This is a genomic window from Arthrobacter antioxidans, from assembly GCF_023100725.1.
In the GTDB taxonomy this organism is placed as follows: domain Bacteria; phylum Actinomycetota; class Actinomycetes; order Actinomycetales; family Micrococcaceae; genus Arthrobacter_D; species Arthrobacter_D antioxidans.
The window spans coordinates 3,492,766-3,516,252 of the sequence record NZ_CP095501.1 but is presented as its reverse complement, the minus strand read 5'-3'; the positions used below and the strand labels follow the sequence as shown (position 1 = coordinate 3,516,252).

Annotated in this window: 18 protein-coding genes; 7 read left to right on the top strand and 11 right to left on the bottom strand. The window is 69.7% G+C overall.

Features of this window, described 5'->3' with window-relative positions; genetic code table 11:
- Window positions 1–15 precede the first annotated feature (15 nt).
- On the top strand, window positions 16–1,347 hold the full coding sequence (locus tag MWM45_RS16290; protein WP_247827343.1) for an AMP-binding protein: 1,332 nt from the start codon (window positions 16–18) through the stop codon (window positions 1,345–1,347).
- 77 nt (window positions 1,348–1,424) lie between these two features.
- Window positions 1,425–2,108, top strand: coding sequence for an LmeA family phospholipid-binding protein (locus tag MWM45_RS16285; protein ID WP_247827342.1), 684 nt, complete (start codon window positions 1,425–1,427; stop codon window positions 2,106–2,108).
- Between the two features lie 93 nt (window positions 2,109–2,201).
- Here MWM45_RS16285 and MWM45_RS16280 read toward each other — a convergent pair whose 3' ends face one another.
- Window positions 2,202–3,146, bottom strand: a complete 945-nt coding sequence (locus MWM45_RS16280; RefSeq protein WP_418909706.1) for a zinc-binding alcohol dehydrogenase family protein — start codon at window positions 3,144–3,146, stop codon at window positions 2,202–2,204.
- A gap of 369 nt (window positions 3,147–3,515) precedes the next feature.
- Here MWM45_RS16280 and MWM45_RS16275 point away from each other — a divergent pair, with 369 nt between their 5' ends.
- The gene (locus MWM45_RS16275) at window positions 3,516–4,250 is read left to right on the top strand and encodes an MOSC domain-containing protein (protein ID WP_247827341.1); all 735 of its coding nucleotides are present in this window, start codon (window positions 3,516–3,518) and stop codon (window positions 4,248–4,250) included.
- A 22-nt stretch (window positions 4,251–4,272) separates the two neighbouring features.
- Window positions 4,273–4,839 carry a dihydrofolate reductase family protein gene (locus tag MWM45_RS16270; RefSeq protein ID WP_247827340.1) on the top strand — a complete coding sequence of 189 codons (567 nt, stop codon included), beginning with the start codon at window positions 4,273–4,275 and terminating at the stop codon, window positions 4,837–4,839.
- A gap of 2 nt (window positions 4,840–4,841) precedes the next feature.
- Here the strand turns inward: MWM45_RS16270 and MWM45_RS16265 are convergent, their stop codons facing one another.
- Together MWM45_RS16265 and MWM45_RS16260 are read right to left on the bottom strand one after the other, a co-directional pair.
- Window positions 4,842–6,494 carry a thiamine pyrophosphate-binding protein gene (locus tag MWM45_RS16265; RefSeq protein WP_247827339.1) on the bottom strand — a complete coding sequence of 551 codons (1,653 nt, stop codon included), beginning with the start codon at window positions 6,492–6,494 and terminating at the stop codon, window positions 4,842–4,844.
- A gap of 308 nt (window positions 6,495–6,802) precedes the next feature.
- The gene (locus MWM45_RS16260) at window positions 6,803–8,167 is read right to left on the bottom strand and encodes an MFS transporter (RefSeq protein WP_247827338.1); all 1,365 of its coding nucleotides are present in this window, start codon (window positions 8,165–8,167) and stop codon (window positions 6,803–6,805) included.
- A gap of 244 nt (window positions 8,168–8,411) precedes the next feature.
- Between MWM45_RS16260 and MWM45_RS16255 the strand changes: the two genes are divergently transcribed.
- Window positions 8,412–9,707, top strand: a complete 1,296-nt coding sequence (locus MWM45_RS16255; RefSeq protein ID WP_247827337.1) for a DUF2254 domain-containing protein — start codon at window positions 8,412–8,414, stop codon at window positions 9,705–9,707.
- Between the two features lie 126 nt (window positions 9,708–9,833).
- A complete protein-coding gene (locus MWM45_RS16250) occupies window positions 9,834–10,682 on the top strand; it encodes an HpcH/HpaI aldolase/citrate lyase family protein (protein ID WP_043442188.1) in 849 nt (282 codons plus the stop codon).
- 111 nt (window positions 10,683–10,793) lie between these two features.
- On the opposite strand, the gene MWM45_RS16245 is transcribed toward MWM45_RS16250, so the two are convergent.
- The 8 genes from MWM45_RS16245 to MWM45_RS16210 form a co-directional block, all read right to left on the bottom strand.
- A complete protein-coding gene (locus MWM45_RS16245; RefSeq protein ID WP_247827336.1) occupies window positions 10,794–11,189 on the bottom strand; it encodes a hypothetical protein in 396 nt (131 codons plus the stop codon).
- A gap of 157 nt (window positions 11,190–11,346) precedes the next feature.
- Window positions 11,347–11,655, bottom strand: coding sequence for a hypothetical protein (locus MWM45_RS16240; protein ID WP_247827335.1), 309 nt, complete (start codon window positions 11,653–11,655; stop codon window positions 11,347–11,349).
- A 170-nt stretch (window positions 11,656–11,825) separates the two neighbouring features.
- Window positions 11,826–12,347 carry a hypothetical protein gene (locus tag MWM45_RS16235; protein ID WP_247827334.1) on the bottom strand — a complete coding sequence of 174 codons (522 nt, stop codon included), beginning with the start codon at window positions 12,345–12,347 and terminating at the stop codon, window positions 11,826–11,828.
- A gap of 89 nt (window positions 12,348–12,436) precedes the next feature.
- Window positions 12,437–14,491, bottom strand: coding sequence for an alpha/beta hydrolase (locus MWM45_RS16230; protein ID WP_247827333.1), 2,055 nt, complete (start codon window positions 14,489–14,491; stop codon window positions 12,437–12,439).
- On the bottom strand, window positions 14,491–14,751 hold the full coding sequence (locus MWM45_RS16225) for a hypothetical protein (protein WP_247827332.1): 261 nt from the start codon (window positions 14,749–14,751) through the stop codon (window positions 14,491–14,493). The genes MWM45_RS16230 and MWM45_RS16225 overlap by 1 nt, the downstream gene beginning before the upstream one ends.
- Before the next feature lie 27 nt (window positions 14,752–14,778).
- Entirely contained in the window at window positions 14,779–16,683 is a 1,905-nt protein-coding gene (locus MWM45_RS16220) for a hypothetical protein (RefSeq protein ID WP_247827331.1), read from the bottom strand.
- A 22-nt stretch (window positions 16,684–16,705) separates the two neighbouring features.
- Window positions 16,706–18,601 carry an RDD family protein gene (locus MWM45_RS16215; protein ID WP_247827330.1) on the bottom strand — a complete coding sequence of 632 codons (1,896 nt, stop codon included), beginning with the start codon at window positions 18,599–18,601 and terminating at the stop codon, window positions 16,706–16,708.
- Between the two features lie 52 nt (window positions 18,602–18,653).
- Window positions 18,654–18,935, bottom strand: a complete 282-nt coding sequence (locus MWM45_RS16210; RefSeq protein WP_247827329.1) for a WXG100 family type VII secretion target — start codon at window positions 18,933–18,935, stop codon at window positions 18,654–18,656.
- Window positions 18,936–19,050: 115 nt separating this feature from the next.
- On the opposite strand from MWM45_RS16210, the gene MWM45_RS16205 reads away from it, so the two are divergent.
- On the top strand, window positions 19,051–23,397 hold the full coding sequence (locus MWM45_RS16205) for an FtsK/SpoIIIE domain-containing protein (protein ID WP_247827328.1): 4,347 nt from the start codon (window positions 19,051–19,053) through the stop codon (window positions 23,395–23,397).
- Window positions 23,398–23,487 lie beyond the last annotated feature (90 nt).

Below are 23,487 nucleotides of genomic sequence, written 5' to 3'. Positions count from 1 at the left end.
TGCGAAGGACCAGCCATGACCACCCTCCCCCTCCGCGCGTCCGCCGCGGATCCCGCCACCCTCGACGTCGAGGAGACGTGGTCCCGCGACCACCTGGAGTCCGTCCAGCTGGAGCGCCTGCAGGCCACGCTCGCCCGCGCCTATGCGCAGGTGCCCCTGTACCGGCGGAAGTTCGACGACGCCGGCGTGCATCCCGGGGACCTGCGCGAGCTCGCGGACCTCGCGAAGTTCCCCTTCACCACCAAGGAGGACCTCCGCAGCACCTATCCGTTCGGCATGTTCGCCGTCCCGCAGTCGCAGGTGGCGCGTATCCACGCGTCCTCCGGCACCACCGGCCAGCCCACCGTCGTCGGCTACACGGCCGGGGACCTCGACCGGTGGGCGTCCCTCGTGGCGCGCTCATTGCGCGCCTCCGGTGTGAAGGCCGGCTGGAAGGTCCACAACGCCTACGGGTACGGGCTGTTCACCGGCGGCCTCGGTGCGCACGCGGGCGCGGAGCGGCTGGGCTGCACCGTCATCCCCGTCTCGGGAGGACAGACCGAACGGCAGGTGCAGCTCATCCGGGACTTCGAACCCGACGCCATCCTCGCCACGCCCACCTACCTGCTGACCATCCTCGACGCCATGGCCGCCGCCGGGATCGACCCGGCCTCGACGTCCCTGAAGACCGGCGTGCTCGGGGCCGAGCCGTGGACGGAGGGCATGCGCCAGGAGCTCGAGGGGCGCGCGGGCTTCGACGCGTGCGACATCTACGGCCTGTCCGAGGTCATGGGCCCCGGCGTCGCGGGCGAATGCGTGGAGTCCAAGGACGGCTCCCATATCTGGGAGGACCACTTCCGGCCGGAGATCATCGACCCGTTCACGGAGCGGGTGCTCGGCGACGGCCAGGCGGGCGAACTCGTCTTCACGTCCCTCACCAAGGAGGCGCTGCCGATCATCCGCTACCGCACCCACGATCTCACGCGCCTGCAGCCCGGCACCGCGCGGCCCGGCATGCGCCGCATGGAGCGCATCACCGGGCGCAGCGATGACATGGTGATCGTGCGCGGCGTGAACCTGTTCCCCACGCAGGTCGAGGAGCTCACGCTGCGCATCCCCGCCCTCAGTCCGCACTTCCAGCTCGAGCTGACACGCCCCGAGGGCCAGCGGATGGACCAGCTGACCATCAAGGTGGAACCGCGCGAGGGGGTCACGGCCGCCGATGCCGCCGCGGCCGCCGTCGAACTCCGGCACCAGGTCAAGACGCACATCGGCTCCACGTGCGCCGTCACCGTCGTGGAGCAGGGATCCCTCGTGCGCTCCAGCGGGAAGCTCCGGCGGATCTACGACTTCCGGCCCCGCGGCTGACGGCGGGCCGTCCCGTCGCGGAGGGTCGCGTCCGGGCGTCCACTCCACCAGACTGTGCTGATGGACGGACTGTGCTGATGGAGTGGACGCGTGTCAGGGACTGGCTGATCGGTGCTCTCGGGATGCTCGTGGTCCTCGTGGTCGCCGTCGCGGTCCTCTGGTGGGTGGCGAGCGGTCCGGCCGGCGCGGACGGGGGCGCGGGTTCCGGACCCCCGTCCCAGGCGGAGCCCCCGGCGGGACCGCCGGCCGGACTGGGCGAGGACGAGGTGTGGATCGCCGACGTCGAGCTGGACGCCGGGACCGTGGTGGCGGCGGATTCGACCCTGCGGGACGTCCGGGCGCTGGGGCAGGGCGTGGTCACCGGGCCGGGCGGGCTGGTGGCCGACCGGCTCACCGTCGGCGCGACGGTGCCGTTCGACGCCGTCGCCGCCGAGCTCGGCGGGGGCACCGTGGTCCGCCCGGCCGGCGACGGACAGGTGACCGTGGTGCGCACCGTCGAGGCCCTGGGCCGTGACCTGCCCGTCACGGCCACCGGCACCGTCGACGTCGAGGACGGCAGGCTCGTCATGGAACCGCGCTCGATCGACGTCGGCGGCCCGGGCTTCCTCTCCGACGGGATCGCCGCCGTGGTCCGCCGCTTCGTCACGATCGAGCACCGGATCGAGGGCCTGCCCGAGGGGCTCGTGCTCCGGGACGTCGCCGTCCAGGGCGACGGATTCCGCGCCTCCCTCACCGGCGAGGACGTCGCGCTCGCACCCTGACCCCGCGCTGACCGGCGACTGACCGAGGCAGGGGCCGAGGACCCCCAGCGGTGGGCCGAAGGCCGATACCGGAGCCCGTGCCCCGATGGCACCTCATGGTCCCTGCTCGTCCAACCGGACCGACGCCCGCGCCGCGCTCAGGCCCCCACCGGAACCGCCGGTCAGGTGCAGGACCGCGGCGCCGTCGACGCGATCCGCTGCCAGGTCCGCCAGGGCGCGGTCCGCGGCGGTGAACGGATACCGCTGGATGGTGGGGCGCAGCGGGATGCGGGCGGCCAGCGCCAGGAGTTCACGGCCGTCGGCGCGGGTGTTCGCGGTGACACTGCAGAGCCGGCGTTCCTGGAAGAGCTCGTCCGCATAGTGGAGCACCGGGATGTCGCTGAGGTAGATGCCCGCGATGGCCAGGGTGCCGCCGCGGTCCAGGGCCCGCAGGGCGGCGGGCACCAGGCCGCCGGCGGGCGCGAAGAGGATGGCGGCGTCCAGCGGCTGCGGCGGTTCCGCGGCGGCGTCCCCCACGAAGGCGGCGCCCAGTTCCGAGGCCAGGCGCCGCGCGCTCGCCGAGCGCGTCATGACGGACACCTCGACGCCCTCGAACATCGCCACCTGCGCGGCGAGGTGCGCGGACGCCCCGAAGCCATAGATGCCGAGCCGGCCGCCGGGCCGCACCCCGGACCGGCGCAGCGCCCGGTACCCGATGATCCCGGCGCAGAGCAGCGGCGCCGCCTCCTCGTCGGCGAACCCCGGCGGCACGGCGTACGCGAAGGCCTCGGGCACGGTGACGAGCTCGGCGTAGCCGCCGTCGTCGTCCCAGCCGGTGAACCGCGGTGACAGGCACAGGTTCTCGTCGCCGCGGAGGCAGAAACGGCAGGCTCCGCACGTGGCACGGAGCCACGCGATGCCCACCCTGTCGCCCACGCGGAACAGCCGGCACCCGGGCCCGGTCCCCACCACCTCGCCGACGATCTCGTGCCCCGGCACGGTGCGCGGATGCTTCGCCGGCAGATCGCCCTCGACCAGGTGCAGGTCCGTCCGGCACACCCCGCACGCCCGGACCCCACCAGCAGCTCGCCGGGGCCGGTCACCGGGTCCGGCCGGGTGCCGAACACCAGGGCCGACGTCGTCCTCGCGCCGGCACCGGACGGGGCGTCGCGGGCGTCGTCGTCGATCCACCAGGCGTGCACGGCTCACCCTCGATCCGGGGCGGGCCAGGCGCAGCCCGTCCGATGCCCCGCCGCATTGCGGGTCGGTGCATCGTCCTCGAGCGCCATGGGACCCCCTCGTAGAGGCCTCATCGTACGCTTCGGTACACCCCGATCCCGCTCTCCGGACGGCGCCTCGCCCGGGCCGGGTGGTGCCCGGCGGCAGGCCGTCCGTGACGCCCGCCGACCGTGGTGCGAGAATGACCGCATGCCGCACCAGGGAACACCCGTCGGGCGGGTCCACGCGCTGTACCGCTATCCGGTGAAGTCGACGTCGGGCCAGGCGCTGGGAACCGCCGCCGCCACCCCGTCAGGGCTGGACCACGACCGCCGCTGGGCGGTCTACACGCACGACGGCGGGATCGCCAGCGGCAAGCGCACGCGCCGCTTCCGGCCCGTCCCCGGTCTGCTGGACTGGACGTCGGAGCTGGACGGGCACGACGGCGTCCCTCTCCTCCGCAGCCCCGCAGGTGTCCCGTATCGGGTGGACGACCCCGCGGCCTCCGAGGCGCTGACCGCGGGGTTCGGCCAGGCCCTGGTGCTGAAGCAGGGAACCACGCTCCAGCACCACGACGAGTCGCCGCTCCACCTGCTGACGACGTCGTCCCTCGCCGCGCTCGCGGAACTGCTGGGCGGGGCTGTCGAGGAACGCCGCTTCCGTCCGAACCTCGTCCTGGACACGGGGTCCGCTCCGCTGTTCCTCGAACGCGACTGGGCGGGAGGGGAGCTGGCGATCGGGGATGACGTGATCATCACCGTCGACGCCGGCATGCCCCGCTGCACGATGATCGACCAGCCCCAGGCCGGGGTGGGCGCCGGTCCCAAGGCGCTGAAGGCACTTGCCCTTCACAATGGGTTGGAGTTCGGGGTGCAGGCACGCGTCGACCGCATCGGAGCGATCAGCGTGGGAGACCTGGTGACCCTGCGAGATACCGCGTCCTGATACATCACGGAGGAGAGAGCTGATGCGCAACGTGACCTACTCGATGGGAGTCTCCCTGGACGGCTACATCGTCGGTCCGGATGGTGGTTTCGACTTCACGACGCCGGACGAGGAGGTTTTCCGGTCCGCCATCGACGAGGTCCGTGCGGTCGGCGTCCACCTGCTGGGGCGTCGGCTCTACGAGACGATGCTGTACTGGGAGACCGCCGACCAGGACGCCTCCGCCGACGAGCCGGACCGTGAGTGGACAGCGCTGTGGAAGCGGCTGCCGAAGGTGGTCTTCTCCCACTCGCTGTCCGCGGTCCAGGGGAGCAACACCCGGCTGGCCTCCGGCAGCCTGGCGGACGAGATCGAGCGGCTGCGGGCCGACCCCGCAGAGGGGGACATCGCGATCGGAGGGGCCACCCTCGCCGAGGAGGCGGCGGCGCTGGATCTCATCGACGAGTACCAGGTGCGGGTCCACCCGGTGCTGGTGGGCGGCGGGCGCCCGTTCTTCCCGCCCCACCACCGCCGCGCGAACCTCGAGCTCGTCGGCAGCCGTGTCTTCGGCTCGGGCGTGGTGATCTCCCGCTACCGCGTGAAGCGCTGACCTCAGCGGGCGCCCACCCGGGCGGCGACGGCGACGATCTCCTGCATATAGGGAGCCACGACCTGCCGGGAGATCCTGCAGTCCAGCAGGAGGACGCCGTCGTCGTCGGAGACGAGCCAGCCCTCTACCGCGGTGAGGTCGTCCAGTGCGGTGATGGTCGCGGACCGCGCCCCGAGGGCCGCGGCGACGGCGGCGAAGTCCACCTCGTCGATCAGCATGGGCCCCGGGTCTATGCCGCGAACGGCATACTGGTGGATCTCGGCCCCGTAGGCGGCGTCGTTGAAGACCACGATGACGGCGCGGCGTGCGGTCCGGATGACCGTGTCGAGATCGGCGAGGGCCATGAGTGCGCCGCCGTCACCCGTGCACAGGACCACGGTGGAGTCCGGCAGTGCGCGGGCTGCACCGACGGCGCTGGGGAAGCCAAGGCCGATGGTCTGGTACGCGGTGCCCACCATGATCAGGCGGTTCGGCGCAGGCACGTGGAGGTAGCCGGGCGCCCAGCCGATGAAGTGGCCGCCGTCCTGCACGATCGTCCGGTCAGCGGGCAGCATCCGGTCCAGTGTGCGGCACAGGCTCCGCGGGTCCAGGCGGCCGTCGGGTGCGGTCGGCTCGCCGTCGTCCCGGGCGTCATGGGCGCGCAGGGCGACCCCGGCTGCACGCGTGCTCCACCGCTGCTCGCCCTCGCGGCGGTCGACGACGGCGAGCAGCGCCTCCGCCGCGACGCGCGCGTCGGCGTGCACGAAGTCGGTGACCACGGCCGAGGTGGGGCCGGCGGCGAGATCCACCTGGACGACCCGGGCGTCCGGGGCGAAGGAGTGGCCGAAGCGCAGCGTGAACTGGTTGAGCCGCGCGCCGAGGACGAGGACGACGTCGGCCTGCTCGATCAGATCGGCCGTGCGTTCGGAGGCCCATCCACCCGCGATGCCGAGGGCGGCGGCGTCGTCCCCGAAGAGCCCTGCGCCGAGGCCCGAGGTGGCGGTGAGGGCGCCGAGACGGTCGGCGAGGCGTGCCGCGGCGTCGCCGGCCCCGCTCACCCACGCGCCGCGGCCGGCCAGGACCAGGGGCCGTTCGGCGGACGAGAGCAGCGCCGCGACGCTGTCGACGTCGGCCGCTGCCGGTGCCGGACGGGGCAGGGGGGACGGTGCGGTCGGGGCTTCCTCCTCGGCGGCCTCGGCGGCCGCGAGGTCGTACGGGATGGCCAGCACCACGGCCTCGCGGTGACGGAGCGCGTGCTCGACCGCCGCCCTCGTCACCGCCAGCGGACGTGCGGCGGAGACCGTGAACGTCGTGGCGCCGAGGCCCTTGGCCACGAGGGACTGGTCGATGTCCCACGCGCGCAGCCCGGAGGTGGGCGCATCGCCCACCACGAGCAGCAGGGGGATGCCCGCCTGCACGGCCTCGGCCAGCGGGGTCAGGGCGTTCGTGAACCCGGCGCCGTACGTGGTGGTAGCGACGGCGAGGCGGCCACCGGCCCGGTGGTAGGCGTCGGCGGCGGCGACGGCCCCGGCCTCGTGCCGCACCGCGGTGAAGTGCAGGGAGGGTGCGGCCATGACGGCGTCGAGGAAGTGTGCGTTCCCGTTGCCCATGACGCCGAACACCTCGGTGGTGGCGGGCAGGAGGGCTGAGACGATGCGGGCGGAGACGGTGGCCATTCTCGGATCCTTGCAGGCGAAGTCCCCGGCGCGCTGGTGCAGGCACACGGTCACCCGGGGATCTGGTGGGCGAATTCCGTATGTGCCTCGGGCGATGCCCTTATTGCCTCTTTTTCAGGCACGGCGCCCATGGCGCCCGACGCTTGCCACTATAGCGGGCACGGCGCGGCATTCCCGGTGTCGTCCCGGCCCATTCTGCCCGCCGGCCCCGCCTCATCGGTGGGCATCCGTGACGATGCCCACCGACCCGGTGCGGTCGATGGGCATGTCCACGGGTGCGGCGGGCCGGGCCCGACGACGTCGGCCGGTCAGGCGCGGCGGCCGACCCCCGCGCCGGCGTCGTCCTTCTCCGCTTCCAGGGGCGCCCCCTTGGTCTCCTTGGCCAGGGTGACGCCGATGAAGGAGATGACGCAGAGGCCCATGATGTAGAGGCCGATGGAGCCCGACCATCCCGTGCTGTCCAGCAGCGCCTGCGCGATGAGGGGTGCGAACGCGCCACCGAGGATGGCACCGAGGGCGTAGCCGATGCCGATGCCGGAGTAGCGGACGTTCGCCGGGAACATCTCGGCGTACATCGCGGACATGGGCCCGTAGGAGAGCCCGAGTCCGATGGTCAGCACGAAGATCGCGATGCCGTACGCCCAGATGTTGCGGGTGTCGATCATCATGAACATCGGGATCATCCAGACGAAGATCAGTCCGTACCCGATCTGGAAGGTCCGCACGCGTCCGATGCGGTCCGAGAGGATGCCGCCGTAGAGGGTGAAGATGAGCCAGCCGAAGGATGCCAGGAGCGTCGCGAGGAGTACGGGCGCCGCAGGCATGCCGAGAGCGCGCTGGGCGTAGGAGGAGAGGAACGCGATCACGAGGTAGCCGGCCGCGTTGTTGCCGATGAAGATGACGGCGGCGAGGATCACGGGCCGTTTGTGCGTGCGCATCAGGTCCCGCAGCGGGGTCGCGGTGTCCCTCTTGCGCTCGATCATGCGCTTGAACACGGGGCTCTCGGCGACGGCGGCACGGATGAAGTAGCCGACGACGATCAGGACGACGGAGAGCAGGAACGGGATACGCCAGCCCCAGGCGAGGAAGTCCTCGGGGGACAGGGAACTGCGGAGCAGGAACAGCACCAGGGTGGCGAGGATCATCCCGACGGGTACGCCGATCTGGGGGTAGGCGCCCCAGAAACCGCGCTTGGTCACCGGTGCGTGCTCCACGGCCATGAGCGCGGCGCCGCCCCACTCCCCGCCGGCCGAGAAGCCCTGGAGGATGCGCAGGAGCATGAGGAGGATGGGAGCCCAGACGCCGATCTGCGCGTAGGTGGGCAGCAGGCCGATCAGTGCGGTGGCGGAGCCCATCATGACGAGTGTGAAGACGAGCATCGCCTTCCGGCCGATGCGGTCGCCGAGGCGTCCGGCGATGACGGCGCCGAGCGGGCGGAAGAAGAAGCTGATGCCGATCGTGGCCCAGGCGACGAGCTGTGCGAGGCCGGGGCTCTCGCCCTCGAGGGGGCCGAAGTAGAGGGACGCGAACACGAGCCCCGCGGCCTGGGCGAAGATGAAGAAGTCGTACCACTCGATCGTGGTGCCGACCATGGTCCCCGCGAGGACCTTGCGGTCGGCCGCACTCATGCCGCCCCCGGACCGGGCGTCCGGACGCTCTGAAGCTAGTGCCATGAAAAACTCCCTTGTTTTCGCAGTGCGTGTGCCGTGTGTCAGGTGAGGACGCCGTCGTCGCCACCGCCGGGCACAAAATCGTATACGAATGCTAGGCCGCGCATCGGTAGGGGTCAAGGGTCTGTCCCTATGCAGGAAACCGTGGCGGTGGCGACCACGGACCGAAGAGGAAGAGTCCTTGCACCAGGACCGCGGAGCGAGCAGGGTTGGCGGGATGCACTCGATGGTTCAGAAGTAGTTGGTCATGGGACGATTCCGCCTCGAACACTGGCTCAAGACGAGCCTGTGGGTTGTGCCGGTGCTGTTCATCCTCGGGGGCATCGCGCTTTCACTGATCACCACGTCGATCGATGACGGAGGCATGATCCCCGAGAGTGTCACCGGTGACACCACGGCAGCGATGCAGATCCTCTATCTCATCGCTTTCGCGATGCTGACCCTGACCGGGCTGGTGCTCTCGCTGCTGGTGCTGGTCGTCCAGCTCGCGATGGGCAGCTTCTCGCCGCGCATCGTCCGGCAGATCCTGCAGGACCGCCCCAGCCAGGTGGCGCTCGGCCTGTTCGCCGGTACGTTCAGCCACGCCCTGCTGTCGATGCGGGCGATCAAGACGACTCCCGACGGCGGGACCGTCCCCGGCCTTGCCGTCCTCACCGCCATCGTGCTGGTCCTCACGTGCATCGCAACACTCGTCTGGTACCTGAACCACATCGGTCAGTCCCTGCGCGCCGCCGCGCTGGTCGGCTGGGTGGCCCGCGACACGATGAGGACCCTCGACCGCGTCTACCCGGGAGCGGGGACGACGGCGGACCCTGATCCCGGGTTCGTCTCGTCGCCGAACGGCGGGGTCATCTTCACCATCGACCATGACCGCCTGACCCTCCTGGCCACCAAAGCGGATTGTCAATTCGAACTGCTGTGGGCGGTGGGGGATTTCGTGCCGACGGGCGCCTCGCTCGTGCGCGTCATCGGGGATCCGTCCGGTGTGTCCCACCGCGCCGTGAGCAGGGCCATCGTCACCGGCCCCGAACGGACCATGAACCAGGACGTGGCCTACGGCATGAGGATGCTGGTGGACATCGCCGAGCACTCGCTGTCGGCGGGACCCCTCGATGATCCCACCACTGCCGTGCAGTCCATCGACCGCATTCATGACATCCTGCGCCAGATCGCCCAGCGACCGCTGCACGACGGCCGGTACGAGGACAGGGGCGGGACGCTGCGGCTCACCGTGCCGACGATGCACTGGGACGGTTACGTGCGTATCGCGTTCGACGAGATCCGGCAGGCCGGGGCGGGCTCACCCCAGGTCATCAGGCGCCTGCGGGCGGCACTGGAGGACCTGCTGACCGTCGCCCTGCCCGAGCGGCGGGCGGCGCTCGAGCGGCAGCTGACCCTGCTGACCCAGGCCGCCGCCGCTGCGACGGTCCTCGACGCGGACCGCAGAGCGATGCTGGTAGCGGACCCGTCCGGAATCGGATCGGCGGACGAACTCACCATGTCGCACCCCACACGTGACGCGCAGGGGTCCGCTGCGCGGTGAGCGAGAGCCTCCGCGGGAGGTTCCCGTGCCCAGCGCCGGCCCGTCCGCACGGTTTTGGTCGTAGTGTTCACGCCATGCCGTGATGTTCGTTGGATAACACGGAGTGATCCTCAGTAGTGTTTGAGCATGGCCACCTTCCTCAGAAACAGCCGCGCCGCCGCGCTTCCCGCCAAGCTCTCACGATCCTGGCTGCTGGCCTCCGCGGCGTCCGAGGACACCTTCATCCCCGCCCTCACCTCCGAGGCCGATTCCGTGGTGTTCGACATGGAGGACGCCGTCCCCGCACCAGGCAAGGCCGAAGCCCGTGAGCGCGTGGTCGAGGCCCTGTCCACCGGCATGACGGCGTGGGTGCGGGTCAACGGCATCGAGACGGAGTACTGGGCCGACGACCTGGCCGCCCTGTCCAAGGCGCCCGGTCTGCGGGGCGTCATGCTGGCGATGACGGAGAAGCCCGAACAGGTCACCCACACGGCCATGCGCCTGCAGGCGGGCACGCCCGTTCTTGCGCTCATCGAATCGGCGCTCGGCATCGAGAACGCGACGGCGATCGCCAGCGCTCCGGGCACGTTCCGGCTGGCGTTCGGCGTCGGCGATTTCCGGCGCGACACAGGAGCCTCCGATGACCCGATGGCGCTCGCCTATGCGCGGTCGAAGCTCGTGGTCGCCTCCCGCGTGGGGCAACTGCCCGGGCCGATCGACGGCCCCACCGTCGGCGCCCTCGGGGACGAGCTGCTCGAAGCCTGCAAGGTCACGGCCTCCATGGGGATGACGGGCAAGCTGTGCCTGCTGACCGATGCGACCGACACCATCAACCGCGGGCTGTCGCCCAGCGAGTCCGAGATCAGCTGGGCTGCCGAGCTCCTCCGCGAGCACGCCGCCGGAGCCGTGGTGGGCGACGGCTCCTACCTGCCGCGCCTGGCGCGAGCGCAGAAGATCTCCTCCCTCGCGGACTCCTACGGCCTCTGGAACGCCTAGCTCAAGGTCACGCCGGTCCGTGAGCGACGACGCCGTGCGTCCTCGCGTGTCCGCTGCCGCGCGGCACCTCGGGCGCGACTTCGTCTCCCTTGCCCTACCCGGTCAGCCGCCTCACGAAGGAATGAGGCCTGTCATGCCCACCACCTGATAGGTCAGGATGAGGAGACCAAGCCCCAGCGTCGTGTAGTGCACGAAGCCCCGGTGAGCGTACCGGCGACGCGTGAGGATGACGGTCAGGAGGTAGGCGAGCGTGAAGATCACCGTACCGAGGAGCAGCAAGGCGAAAATGATGAAGCCTGTCATCCCCTCCCCTTCCGCTGACAGGACGTTCACCCACCCCAGGTCCTCGATCGTGAACAGGCCGTACAGCGCGAGCGGGGCGAGTACCGCCAGGAAGGACACCCACTTGAGTGCCGTGATGGGTGGTGGCGGTGACGTCCTGGTAGGGGTCACGGGCTGGCCCACCTCGTGGTCGGCGGGCTGAACTGGCGGGGTGGGATCGTTCATGCACTGCTTCCTGTCAGGGAGGGTTCGTTCTCGGTGAGGGCGTCGTCGCAGGAGGTGCCGGACCTGAGCAATACCCCTCGTGATCAGCGGATCCCTCGTAGGTCGCGCATCGCCGCTCGTCTTTGATCCTCGAACTCGGAACGCGCCGGATTCCTCATCACTCCACGAACCAGAGGAATGCCCACCCCGCCACCACATAGACGGAGAGGAGGAGGCCGAGCACCAGTGCCGTGTAGTGCACGATGCCACGGTGAACATACCGGCGCCGCGTGAAAATGACGGTCAGGAGGTACGCGAGCGTGAAGACGGTCGTCCCGAGGAGCAACACGACGAGGACGGCCACATACGCCATCCCATCCGCTGTCCCGGATAGGACATGCACCCTGCCCGAATCCTGCAACCAGCCCAGACCGACCAGTGCGAGCGAGGCCAGGATCGCCAGGAACAACACCCACTTGAGCGCCATGACAGGTCCTGATGGTGATTTCCTCGTGGCGGTCACAAGCCGCCCACCCTCGTGGTCCGCGGGTTGTACTGGCGGGGTCGGATTGTTCATATGCTGCTTCCTGATGAAGGAGAGTTCGGTGCCGATCGTCAACCCTTATGGGACGTCGGACACCACTGCTGGGCCCACGCTTACTGCGGGGGCGGCGAGTAGTCGGGGTCGTAGTCCTGATTGAAGCCATGCAGGCACGGAGATTCGGCCGTGATGAAATCGCCTCCGGCGCCCGCCGTATAGACCAGAAGGGTGCCGTGGGAGGTGGTTGTCTGGATGGCCTTCATGTTCCCACCGGTACCGCCGGAGTTTCTCGGCTCCCAGCCCTGGGACTCCCAGTACGCGGCGACCTTGGCCAGCGGTTCGTCATAGTCGGTGTAGCCCTGTCCCGGACCGTGCGTCGACACAACCAAGCCGATGTATCTGGTGTCCAGTTCCCGATAGATGGAGTCGGAGCATCGAGATCCAGGCATGAAGTCCTGCAGGGTGTCGCCGCCGTCGGGGAACGGTCCGCCGGCCTGCGTTGTGTACCCGGTCTTGCCGGTGGCGTCCATGGTGCCATTGATCGCCCCGTAGAAGTCATCGAAGACCACTGTCGCGTCCTCCTCGCCCGTAGGACGCTGGGAGTTGTTCGTGTCGGTCCCGTTACTTGCGTCAGTCATGGCGCATCCTGTGAGGCTCAGGCAGCACGCAAGCAGCGCTGCTAATGGTGTGAACGACCGACTGCGCGGCCATGTGGGTAGTGCTCGGGTCATCGGGTTTCGCCGTTGCTCAATTGCTTCCACTCTTCATCGGTGTAGTCGTACGCTTCTCTCATTTGTGCTGGGGTAACAGGGTGCTCGCGCGGAACCGAGTACACGTCACCTCTGTAAGTCGTCTTCCACTCGACCATGGTCGGCACCAGTTGTCCCATCGACTCGCCGTGGCCGGTGCTCGTCAGGGCAGCGTAGTACAGGCTTGATGTGCCGCTGGACAGGTATCCCTGGACAGGAGATTCGTCATCCCCGTACAGGTCGTGCGCATCGGTATCCCCGTAGTAATTGCCGAACGTGTCGTAACCTCCGCCGGCGGAGAACTCGGTGGAACCATCGATGTCATCAGGAATATCTCGCCCGCTGCCGAAAACGCCCAGTCCTGCGACGTTGTCGCTGCTGGCCTGGGTATAGAAAATGTTCGGATTACCGGCGGAATCGGATTCGACAGCGAGGCCAGAACCGTCATTCGCCTGGTCGACGGTCCCCTCCGTAACTCCCGCAGACGCCAGCAGGGTCACTGTGTCGGCCTTGGTCTCCATGATCCGCAGTGCCTCGCCGGTAGTGGTGGTGCCATAGGAATGACCAACAAGGTTCAATGTCGAGCGATAGTTTCGGGTGATGTTCAGGCCGTCGGCGGTCCTCGCCAGTCGGTCGCCGCCCTGCCGTGCAAGGTGATCCCCCAGTACCGATTCACCAGCGGTAAGGCTCGGCGGCGGGGTTTCGTACCCCATCCACGCGACCATCGCATGCTGATCGGCTTGCTCTCCGGCGTTCAGGTACATGGCGCCTTGTTGATCGTGAAGCTTCTGCGCTGCAGTGGTCAGATCGCTCATGCTGCCAGCGACGTCGTTGTTCATGCCGGGCGTGAGGATCGATACGGCGGTGGCTGTGTCGACGTTCCCGATTGCGACGGCTGCGAGGACGTCGTCACGTGGGTTCGTGTCGGTGTCGTACTTGTCCCGCTTGCGGTAGCCGGAAAGGTCAAGGCTCATGATGTAACGTTCCGCTGATTTGTTGTTCGTAGCGTGTGCCGCGTCATCCAGGCTTCTCAGCGCAGTCCTGACGTGCTCCGGTGTGGTCGGAGCCACCAGGGCGTTGGCAAGGAGGATGCGGTTTGCTTCGTCGCGTGCGCCGTACGTGACGCCCTCCGTGTTGCCGATCATGCCGGGCGCGAACTGGATCAGCGCTGCCTGCTGATCCAGGCTGAGAGCTGCCCACCAGTTCTTCGCCGCCGCCGTGTTGGCGATCGTGTCAGCGGAGACCGGGACGGGGTAGCTGACGAGGGCGGGGTGCATCAGGAAGAAGGTCGATAGCTGGGCTGGAGTCATCAGGGACAGATTGTCGAGAAGCTCCTTGTACTCCGCGGTGCCGTACTGGGCGCTGCGGAACGACGCTTCGAGGACGCTGAGGTCCACGTCGGAATTGGTGATGGCCTGCGCCGCAGCCGAGGCCGAAGAATACATCGTGACATCGAGTGCATCGAGATCCCTGAAGATGGCAGTGGTATTCATCGCTGCCGCCTTGTCCCTGTACTCCACCCGGAGTTGGTCGACGAATTGTTGCTGCTCAGCGATGACTTTTTCGGCGGCGACGGCGGCGTCCCTGTGGCCGTCGATCCACAGCATCCCGTCGAGCTCCAGCCCGATCAGCGGGTCCCAGGAGGAATCGCGGGCAGCCTCCTCCTCCAGTGCGGTGATGCTCGCCCGAGCGGATTCGAGGTCCTCCTGCGCGGCCTGCGCGCGACTCAGCGCTGCTGCGGACTGCACCTGGAGTCCGTCCAGGGTGTTGCGCCACGAGTGGAAGGTCTCAGCGGCAGTATCGAACTGCTCCGCGAGCCGGGAGGCGAAGATCTGGGTGCCGGCGAGCATCGCCCGCAGATTCTCGATACGGTTCCCGGATCCTTCGACCGGCAGATGGCTGCCCAACTTGTGCGCCTGGTCGTTCAGCTCGTCGCGCCGCGAGAGCAGGAAGCGCACCAACTGTTGCCATGCCGCAGGGTTGCCCGGCGCAGGGTCGCCCCCGGTCAGCGGGAACCAGTCGGTGGGCCGCATCAGTTCGCCCCGTCCGCGTGTTTGAAGCCGTCATAGGCGGCCTGCGCCCCGGCCCGACCGTGACCGCACGAATGGGCCCCTGCCCGCAGCAGTGCTGTCGCCGCTGCTGCTGCCGCAGGCGCGGCGTCCGCCGCCACCGGATCCTCACTGTCCACACTGGGTACAGCCTGCCCCGCGGCGTCCGAGAGCACCCTCTCCACCTCCGTGAACGCGTCGATCACCGTCTGCAGTACTGTGTAATCGATCTCGACATCAGCCACGCGAATCCCCCATCATCTTCCTGACCGCTACCTTTTCCGAACCGACTGCACCACGACGAGGCCGACGCAGAGCCCGATCAGGACGACGGCCCCGAACAGGACGAAGGGCCACACAGGCCGATCCTCACTCGCCGGCACCGCCGACGGACCGTCCTCGCCGGCCAGGGCCGTATCCTCGGACGCCTCGCCACTCGCGGACGTCTCCCCGCTCTCCGCCTCCACGCCGCTCTTGAGCGCCTTGCCGCCCAGCTCCCGGAGGACTGACGATTTCAGCTCCTCGTTCTTCCCCGACTCCAGCAGTGGATCGTCGGCCCGGACCGCCGTTGTCTGCAGCCACGCGGGGTTCTGCTGCAGTGGCAGCTGCCGTGCAGCCGGCGCGCTCGGTCGCTCCGTCGGGACCGCGCGCTCAGGCGCCCGTTCCGCAGGAATCCGCTCGAGCGACACCGGTGGGGCGACCGGCGCAGCAGGTGTGGCCGGCTCGGTCCCGTCGGGTGTCGCATCCGGGTCTCCAGGCGGATCCGTGGGGCTGCCGGCACCCACCGCGGGCAGGACGGCGAACGGCGCGCGGGCCAGGACCCGACCGCGGACGGACTCCGGCAGATCGTCACCGGTGGGGGCGAGGGCCTCGATGTAGTAGACGCCGACGGGCGTGTCGGGCTGCAGGGTCAGAGACGCGGCCGAGAACACGCCGTCCTTCACCTCCGCTGTCCCGGTGGCAACGGCCCCCGATGCACTGCCATAGCCCACCAGGCGCACCTCGAGCGGATATCTCTTGAAGTGGGGCGCGAAGGCAGCGCCGGAGACCTCGACGGTTGCTTCGGCGCCCGCCGTGGACGTCAGCGTCTCCGGGCGGAGGGAGGCCCGCTCCGCACCGAGGAGGGTGAGGCGATCGGTGACGACGACGTCCGTCGTCGTGTCCTGCGCGGCGACCAGCAGGCTCTCGGGGGCCGCGTAGGGGCTCGTGCCGACGAAGGCGGTGAACCCGCCCTTCTTATCCGTTTCCACGGTCAGTGAACGCGCGGTGTCGTCGATGGCTTGTTCGTCGGTCGAGCTCGAGAAGAACACGTCCTCGCGCTGTTCCGCCGTCCCCTCCGCGGTGGGCCCGTACACCAGGACCTGCGTCTTGGGTGCGAAACCCGATCCGGTCAGCTGCACCATCTTGCCGGCCTCCACCGCCGGAGACGCGAGCTCGATGCCGGGCGAGTAGGTCTCCGAGCCGATGACGAAGACCAGGTCCGAATCCGCCTCGACGGCGTTGCCGTCCTTGTCGAGCGCAGGCTCGCCGTCCTGGTCGAGGAGGCGCACGCGGACCACGTACGTTCCCCAGTCCCAGTCGGCAGGGATATCGCACGTCACCGCGACGTGCCCTTCGGTCTTCGCCGCGACAGCATCGCACGGCAAGGGATCCGGACCGCCGTCGGCCGGTGCCGTCCGCACGACCTCCGCAGCGATGGAGAAGCCCTCAGGGACTGTCTTCGCCGTGGCATGGACTGCTCGCCCAGGGCGGACGGACCGCTCGCGGGTCTCGACGTCCAGCGGCGGCAGCTCGACGGGATCTGCGGTCTCCGTCGGCTCGGCGGAGGGCTGCGAAGGGGTGACAGTCGGGGTGGCCGAGGGCGACGACGTCGGTCGTGGGTCCGTCGTTGAGCCAGGCGACGGCGAAGCGCTCGGCGAGGCCTCGGGACTCGGAAGCAGGTCGGGGATACCGCCAAGTAGTGGCAGGTCCCCATCCGCGTCCCGATCGGTCACCGAGCCGGTCGCGCGTTCTGTCGTAGCCGTAGCCGTAGCCGTAGCCGGGGCCGTCGCCGTCGGGTCGGGGACCGGACCGGGAGCGGTGGTCGCCCACGCGGCCGGTCCCACGGCGCCGAGCGCAGCCGCGAGGACCAGGGTGCCGGCCATGAGGGCCGTGCGGCGGTAGGGGGAGTTGCTCACCGGGTGTAATCTCCTTCGATCTCTAGCGATCGTCCTGACGTGCCGAGTACTTCTCGACCGTCGCCCTGCTGGTCTTCACTACTGCGCCGGATTCGTCCACGATCAGCGGCACCACCCCGGAAATGGCCCACGCGTCCGAGCCCGTCGCGTACGTGTTGCCCTGCGGGCCCTGCCCGAGGACGCCGGCGCCCACCACCGTGGTGGCTTCGACGCCCTGCGCCGCAAGATCGACGACGGCGCGGCCCGAGCCCACCTCGAAGGCGAAGCCCGCGTACGAGGCCCAGGTGCCATCCCCTCCCCACAACCACGATGGCGCGCTGTCGGTGCGCTCGAACGTCGTGGTGATGAAGGACTTGAGCGTCCCCGTGTCCGCCGCGTACGTGGCGACCGTCACCGGGGTGGAGGGGCTGGAGCTGTCGGGGAACGGCGACCACACCGCGGCGATGGTGTTGTGACCCACCGCGACGGTGCGTCCGAAGGAGACATTGCCCGTCGGCGCCTGCAGGGGATAGGAGGTCACCTCGCTGCCGTCCGCTCCGGTGACCGTGACCTCCCCGCCGGCGTTCGTGCTCACCAGCGTCTCCCCGGTCAGTGCGCCGGGCACGAATCCCTGCGGCACGGTCATGGCGGCGAAGCCCGACGGCCCGAATCGCCAGGCGGCGTAGTTGCCGTCGTCGTCGGGTGCCGAGACGAACAGCAGCTCGGCGCCGGCGGCATAGGGCGTGGCCCCCGCCGGGATCTCCGCGGAGAACGCCTCGCTGCCGCGCTCGGGGGACCAGCCGTAGGCCGTGTCGCCCACGGACCAGAAGAGGCCCGGGGCGCCGTCGTACTGGGTTTCGGCCGCGACGTCCACGCTGGAGGTCAGCGGCAGCGTGGCCGCCACGGTGCCGGTGAGGGCGTCGAACGCCGTCAGGGTGCGGTCGTCCAGGGTGTAGATGTGTGCCCGGGTGGCCACGGTGGTGGCCGACGCCGGGACCGGGATGCTCCAGTCCGCCGTCGTGGCGTAGTCCGGGAAGCCGGTACCCGAGTAGCCGGTCACCGGGAGCGCGTTCCCGATGGTTCCCGCCAGGACCTCCCGCTCGTCGGCGGGCCTGGGCGGAGCCGGCTGCAGCAGGTGGCCGGTGGCGACGAGCGCACCGAGCAGGCCCACGATGGAGGTCGTGGTGATGAGCGCCCGTGCTGCGAGCGCCCAGCGCAGCCTTGTGGTCTCCGACCTGCGGCGCTCGGCGGACGAGTCGGGAGTGGTCCTCGGTGTGGCGTCTGCCGCGGGGTGTGTCACGGCGTCGGGCTCCGCGGTGTCCCGATGGGCGGGGGACCAGGCCGGTGCGGGCAGGGGGGAGACGGACACCGTGGCGGCCTCGTCGTCGGCGATCCACTCCTCGGGGTACAGCGCGAACGTCTCTTCGGCAGGCTTCAGGGGGTCCGGGCCGTGCCGGACATCGATGACGCGGGAGCCGTCCAGCCGGTGCGGCCAGACCGTCCAGTCCTCGACCCCGGCGCCGCGGCGGGCAGTGCGGCGGACGGCCGCGACGATGGGGGCGATGCCCAGCCCCAGGACGCCCAGCAGGTAGGAGAACCCTCGGGACAGGGCATCGGAGTAGTCCGTGGTGGTGAGGTCCTCCGCCCGCAGCACCCGGATGCCGGCCAGGCGCTTGCCGAGGGTCTGGCCGGTGCCCGCGTTCTGCGCGGCGTAGACGAACAGCACCAGCACCGCCACGAGCAGGATCGCCCCCAGCGTCATCCAGCCGAACAGGGGACGCGGGGAGAAGGAGTGCGCTGCCGTCCACCAGACCGCGGCGGCCGCGGGCACGACGACGAGCGCCGCGTCGATCCCGTAGGCCAGGGACCTGCGTGCGGTGGAGGCCGCCTCGGCCGGGCGGTCGGTCAGGGGAGCAGGCTGCTCCGTCTGCGCTGACACAGAAAGCTGGTGCGGCATTGGTGCCGCACCAGCCTCGAGTGTGCGGGAAGCGTCAGACGGCGCCGTCAGCAGTCTTGAAGCGGTCAATGGAGTTTCTCAGATCCGACTGGAAGGCGTGGAGAGCAGGAATGAGGTTGCGGGCCTGGTGATCGAAGTCCTGGTAACTCGTCCCGAACTTGCCACTCGCCACTTCGGTCGAGAAGCCGCCCGAGGGCGAGGTGAGATTGGTGATCCGGCTCAGAAGTGTTGCCAATGATGATTCGAAGTCACTGGCGGCGGTCTGGAGGGCAGCCGCCTCGTTTTCCATAGCGGCGTAATCGATCTGAATGGCCATGAATCCATGCTCCTATGGTGTTGGATTGATCGAGGCCCCGTTCTGGAATTGAGACCCGCGGTCGAGACTATACGATGAGCATACATTTTCATTAAAACGGGGGATACGCGAGGTTATGCGGCAATTCATCACGGTGGTCTCCAGTGCCACGGACGCCACGGACGTCCTCGTGGACGCGGACCCGGCTCTTCCCGCCCGCGACGTCCTCGCGGCGATCAGGGCCTCGCTCTCCGATTCCTCGATTACGGATGCCCCCCTGACGCCCCTGGATTCGAGCGATGTTCCCTGGGGTGCGACCGGCGTGGGCGACGGCACCGTCCTCCGGGTCGCGGCCCTGCCGTCCGACACCTCCGCAACGCGGTCTCCGGAGGGAAGTCCTCCCGGCTCAGGCAATGCCGTGCTGGTCAAGCAGGTGTCCGGACCGGGCGCCGGCACCATCTACCGGCTGACGGACGGCAAGGCCGCCGTCGGCTCCGACCCGCGCAACGCCCTGCACGTCGATGATCCGTCGGTCCCCCTGATCGCCGCGCTGATCGAAGTGGGTGCGGGGGGTTCCGTCGTCGTGCAGCACACGAGCGCCTCCGCCCTGGTGACCCTCGACGGACGGCAGCTGGCGGCGCGCACTGCCTGGACTGCGGGAAGCACGCTGCGCGTCAAGGACCGCGCCTTCGAAGTGGAATCCTCGGAACAGACGCGCGCGTCGTTGAAACCCTCGGACATTCCCGGCGCCATCGATTTCAACCGGCCTCCCCGCCTCTTTCCACCGGACCGCCCCAGGGAATTCCGCCTGCCCACCCCGCCGGAGGCGGGAAGCAAGAATTCCTTGCCGATGCTGGCCATGGTGGCGCCCTTGATTCTGGCGGTCGCACTGGCGGTGGTGTTCCAGCGGCCGTATTTCCTCATCTTCGGTCTGATGTCGCCCGTGATGATGCTGGGTAATTACTTCAATTCGCGCCGCAACGGCAAAGTGACATATCGGGAGCGCAAGGCGAAGTACCGGGCCACGAAGGCGACCATCGAGAGGGACGCACAGGACGCCGTCATCGCCTTCGCCCGGGAGCGGCGCCTCCTCAGCCCCGACCCCGCGACGGCAGGCCTGATGGCGACGCTTCCGTCGCCGCGGCTCTGGGAACGGCGCCGGTCCGATCCCATGCACCTGTCCGTCCGGGTGGGAGTCGCCGAGGTCCCCTCGGACGTCACGATCGACAACCCGGAGGAGGTGGATCACCGGCGCCGGCAGAACGTCACGGCATCCGACGTCCCCGTGACGGTCTCCCTCGCGCAGTACGGCGTGGTGGGCATCTGCGGCCCCGACGACGCGGTGCACCGAAGCAGTGCGTGGATGGTGGCTCAGCTGGCAGTGACGCAGAGCCCCCGCGACGTGTCGATCGTGGTGCTCACCGACGCCGCCCGGGAGAAGGAGTGGGCCTGGACCCGATGGCTGCCCCACGTCGCGGGCACCGACGCCGTCGCCATGATCGGCAATGACACCCGGAGCATCGGACAGCGGCTCAATGAGCTCACCCGGCTGATCGAGCAGCGGCTGGAGGAGAACCGGGACAAGAAGAGGGACCCTGCATCGTTCCCCGCCGTCGTGGTCGTCCTCGACGGCGTCCGCCGTCTCCGGCAGTGGCCCGGGGCCTCCCGCGTGCTCGCGGACGGTCCCGGTGTGGGCGTCTACTCGTTGTGCATCGACTCCGAGGAGCGGCTGCTGCCCGAGGAGTCACGCGCCATCGTGGTGGCCGGCACCGACTCGTGGGTGCTGGGCCGCGACCGCGAGGCGAGCACCACGGACATGATCCCCGACCTGCCCGGGTGGAACTGGTTCGAGTGGGTGGCCCGCGCGCTGACGCCCATCCGTGACGCCAGCGACGAAGGGGACTCCTCCCTCCCCGCGGTCTCCAGGTTCCTGGACGTGGTGGGGATGCAGGACCCGGACCCCCAGGGCGTACTGCTCGGCTGGAACAGCTCCCGACGGTCCACCTCCGTGGTGCTCGGGGAGTCCTTCGACGGCCCCCTGACCATCGACCTCCGCCGGGACGGACCGCACGCGCTCATCGCCGGCACCACCGGCGCGGGCAAGTCGGAACTGCTCCAGACCTTCATCGCCTCCCTCGCGCTGGTGAACCGCCCGGACGAGATGTCCTTCGTCCTGATCGACTACAAGGGCAACGCGGCGTTCAGGGATTTCGCCGACCTGCCGCACACGGCCGGGATCGTGACCGATCTCGACGGGCACCTGGTGGAGCGGGCCATGGAATCGCTGGCGGCCGAGCTGCGTCGCCGTGAACGGTTGCTCGGCACGGTCGGCGCGAAGGACATCGAGGACTTCACCGCCGCACGCGAGCGCGGTGAGACGGACGCCCTGATGCCGCGCCTGGTCCTCGTGATCGACGAATTCGCCGCGTTGAAGGCCGAACTGCCGGACTTCGTCTCCGGGATCGTCGGCATCGCCCAGCGGGGACGCTCCCTCGGCATCCACCTCGTCATGGCCACGCAGCGCCCGGCCGGCGCCATCACCGCCGACATCCTGGCCAACACCAACCTGCGCATCGCCCTGCGCATGGCGGATGACACGGAGAGCCGCGACGTCATCGGCACCTCCGATGCGGCGGACATCGCCACCTCCACGCCGGGACGCGCCTTCGTCCGGTCCGGTGCGAGCCCGCTGCTGCCCTTCCAGTCCGCGAGGATCGGCGGACCCCGGCCGTCCGCCGCCGCCAGCCACCTCGAGCCGCCCCTGGTGACGACGGTGCAATGGGAGGGAATCGGCCGCCCGGTGAGCGTCCGGAAGAAGGCGGGCGACGACGCCGGCTCGCCGGTCACCGACCTGCGCGTCCTGGTCGCGGCGATGCGGGAGGCGACCGGGCTCGGCCGGATCGAGCGGCAGCCCAGCCCCTGGCTGCCGGCGCTGCCCGGTACCGTCGTCCTGCCGGACCTCCCCGACCCCAGCGGGCACCCGTCCGAGGTGCCCTTCGGACTGCAGGACCTCCCGTCCCTCCAGGACCAGCAGGCCTTCACCATCGACTTCGAGGACTTCTCGCACCTGTTCATCGTGGGCTCACCCCGCAGCGGCCGCACCCAGACCCTGCGGACACTCGCCGGGTCGATCGCCCAGCGGACCTCACCCAATGACGTCCATCTCTACGGGGTGGATTTCGGCAACGGTGGCCTCGGCGTGCTCACCGAGCTGCCGCACACCGGCGCCGTGGTCACGCGGACGCAGACCGGCCTGCTCGAGCGCTTCATCAGCAGGATGGGGCGGGAGGTCACCGAGCGGCGGTCGGCCCTGGCGGCGTCGGGCTTCGCCTCCGTCGCCGAGCAGCGCAAGCATGCACCGGCGGCCGAGCGCATCCCCCACATCGTGATCCTCTTCGACCAGTGGGAAGGTTTCGCGCACGGCATCGGGGACGCGGGCCAGAGCACGGCGGGGCAGGCCGTGCTCGAGCTCCTCCGTGAGGGCGCCTCGGCCGGCGTCCACCTCGTCATCACGGGCGACCGCACGCTCCTGTCCCCGCGGACCGGTTCGCTGGTGGACAACAAGCTCATGCTCCGCCTCGCCGACCGCTCCGACTACGCGATCGCCGGGCTGAACCCGCGCGAGATGCCCGAGCGCATCCCGGACGGCCGGGCCTTCGCCACCGGGAGCGGCAGGGAGGTGCAGGTAGCGCTCCTGGCCCCGGATCCCGGGAGCCAGGCTCAGGCGACAGCCCTCGCAGGCATCGCCGGACGTGCACGGCAACGCCACGACGCCGAACCGCAGTGGCATGCGCCGATCCGGTTCCAGGACCTACCCGGACGGCTCACCCTCCCCGAACTGGTGCAGTACGGCGTGAGCTCGGGCCCCCGCACGCCGATCCTCGGCATCGGAGGCGAGGACGTGCGCCCCGTCCAGCTGGACCTCGAGGCCATCCCCACGTTCGTCGTCGGCGGCCCTCCGCGCTCGGGGAAGTCGACGGCGCTCGCGGCCCTCGCGGCAGGGCTCCTCGAGGCGGGGGCCGCCGTGGCGGTGATGACGCCGCTGCGGTCACCGCTCCGTGCGCTGGCGGGTCACCCCCATCTGGTGCAGTCGCTGGCCGCGGAAGAGATCACCGCGGATGCCGTGACGGCGCTGCTGCGGCACGAGGACCTGGTGCTGATCGTCGACGACGCCTCCGCCATCGTGGATTTCAAGGTCACGGACGCGCTCAAGGGCGCGGGTGCCGCGCTGAACACGGGCAGGCTCCGCATCATCGCGGCGGACGGCACCGACGAGCTGGACCGCGTAGGTGCCCTCAGCTGGATGCACGAACTGGTCAAGCGGCGTCACGGGGCGGTCCTCCAACCTGCCGGCATCTACGACGGTCGCTGCATCGGGCTCCCCCTGACGCAGCAGATCCTCGCCCAGCCCCGGCCGGTGGGCCGTGCCCTGGTCAATCACGGCGACGGGCGGATCGTCGCAGTGCAGGTGCCGCTGGTGTGACGCCTCCCCGACGTCGGGGGCGCTCCCGATCGGCGGCAGACGACGTCCGGGAAAAGTTTTTCGTGCTCCGTGCATCCGAATCGCCCCGCA

Coding starts and splice junctions, on each gene's coding strand:
- MWM45_RS16290 (WP_247827343.1), top strand. CDS start 16: ATGACCACCCTCCCCCTCCGCGCGTCCGCCGCGGATCCCGCCACCCTC.
- MWM45_RS16285 (WP_247827342.1), top strand. CDS start 1,425: ATGGAGTGGACGCGTGTCAGGGACTGGCTGATCGGTGCTCTCGGGATG.
- MWM45_RS16275 (WP_247827341.1), top strand. CDS start 3,516: ATGCCGCACCAGGGAACACCCGTCGGGCGGGTCCACGCGCTGTACCGC.
- MWM45_RS16270 (WP_247827340.1), top strand. CDS start 4,273: ATGCGCAACGTGACCTACTCGATGGGAGTCTCCCTGGACGGCTACATC.
- MWM45_RS16265 (WP_247827339.1), bottom strand. CDS start 6,494: ATGGCCACCGTCTCCGCCCGCATCGTCTCAGCCCTCCTGCCCGCCACC.
- MWM45_RS16260 (WP_247827338.1), bottom strand. CDS start 8,167: ATGGCACTAGCTTCAGAGCGTCCGGACGCCCGGTCCGGGGGCGGCATG.
- MWM45_RS16255 (WP_247827337.1), top strand. CDS start 8,412: ATGGGACGATTCCGCCTCGAACACTGGCTCAAGACGAGCCTGTGGGTT.
- MWM45_RS16250 (WP_043442188.1), top strand. CDS start 9,834: ATGGCCACCTTCCTCAGAAACAGCCGCGCCGCCGCGCTTCCCGCCAAG.
- MWM45_RS16245 (WP_247827336.1), bottom strand. CDS start 11,189: ATGAACGATCCCACCCCGCCAGTTCAGCCCGCCGACCACGAGGTGGGC.
- MWM45_RS16240 (WP_247827335.1), bottom strand. CDS start 11,655: ATGGCGCTCAAGTGGGTGTTGTTCCTGGCGATCCTGGCCTCGCTCGCA.
- MWM45_RS16235 (WP_247827334.1), bottom strand. CDS start 12,347: ATGACTGACGCAAGTAACGGGACCGACACGAACAACTCCCAGCGTCCT.
- MWM45_RS16230 (WP_247827333.1), bottom strand. CDS start 14,491: ATGCGGCCCACCGACTGGTTCCCGCTGACCGGGGGCGACCCTGCGCCG.
- MWM45_RS16210 (WP_247827329.1), bottom strand. CDS start 18,935: ATGGCCATTCAGATCGATTACGCCGCTATGGAAAACGAGGCGGCTGCC.
- MWM45_RS16205 (WP_247827328.1), top strand. CDS start 19,051: ATGCGGCAATTCATCACGGTGGTCTCCAGTGCCACGGACGCCACGGAC.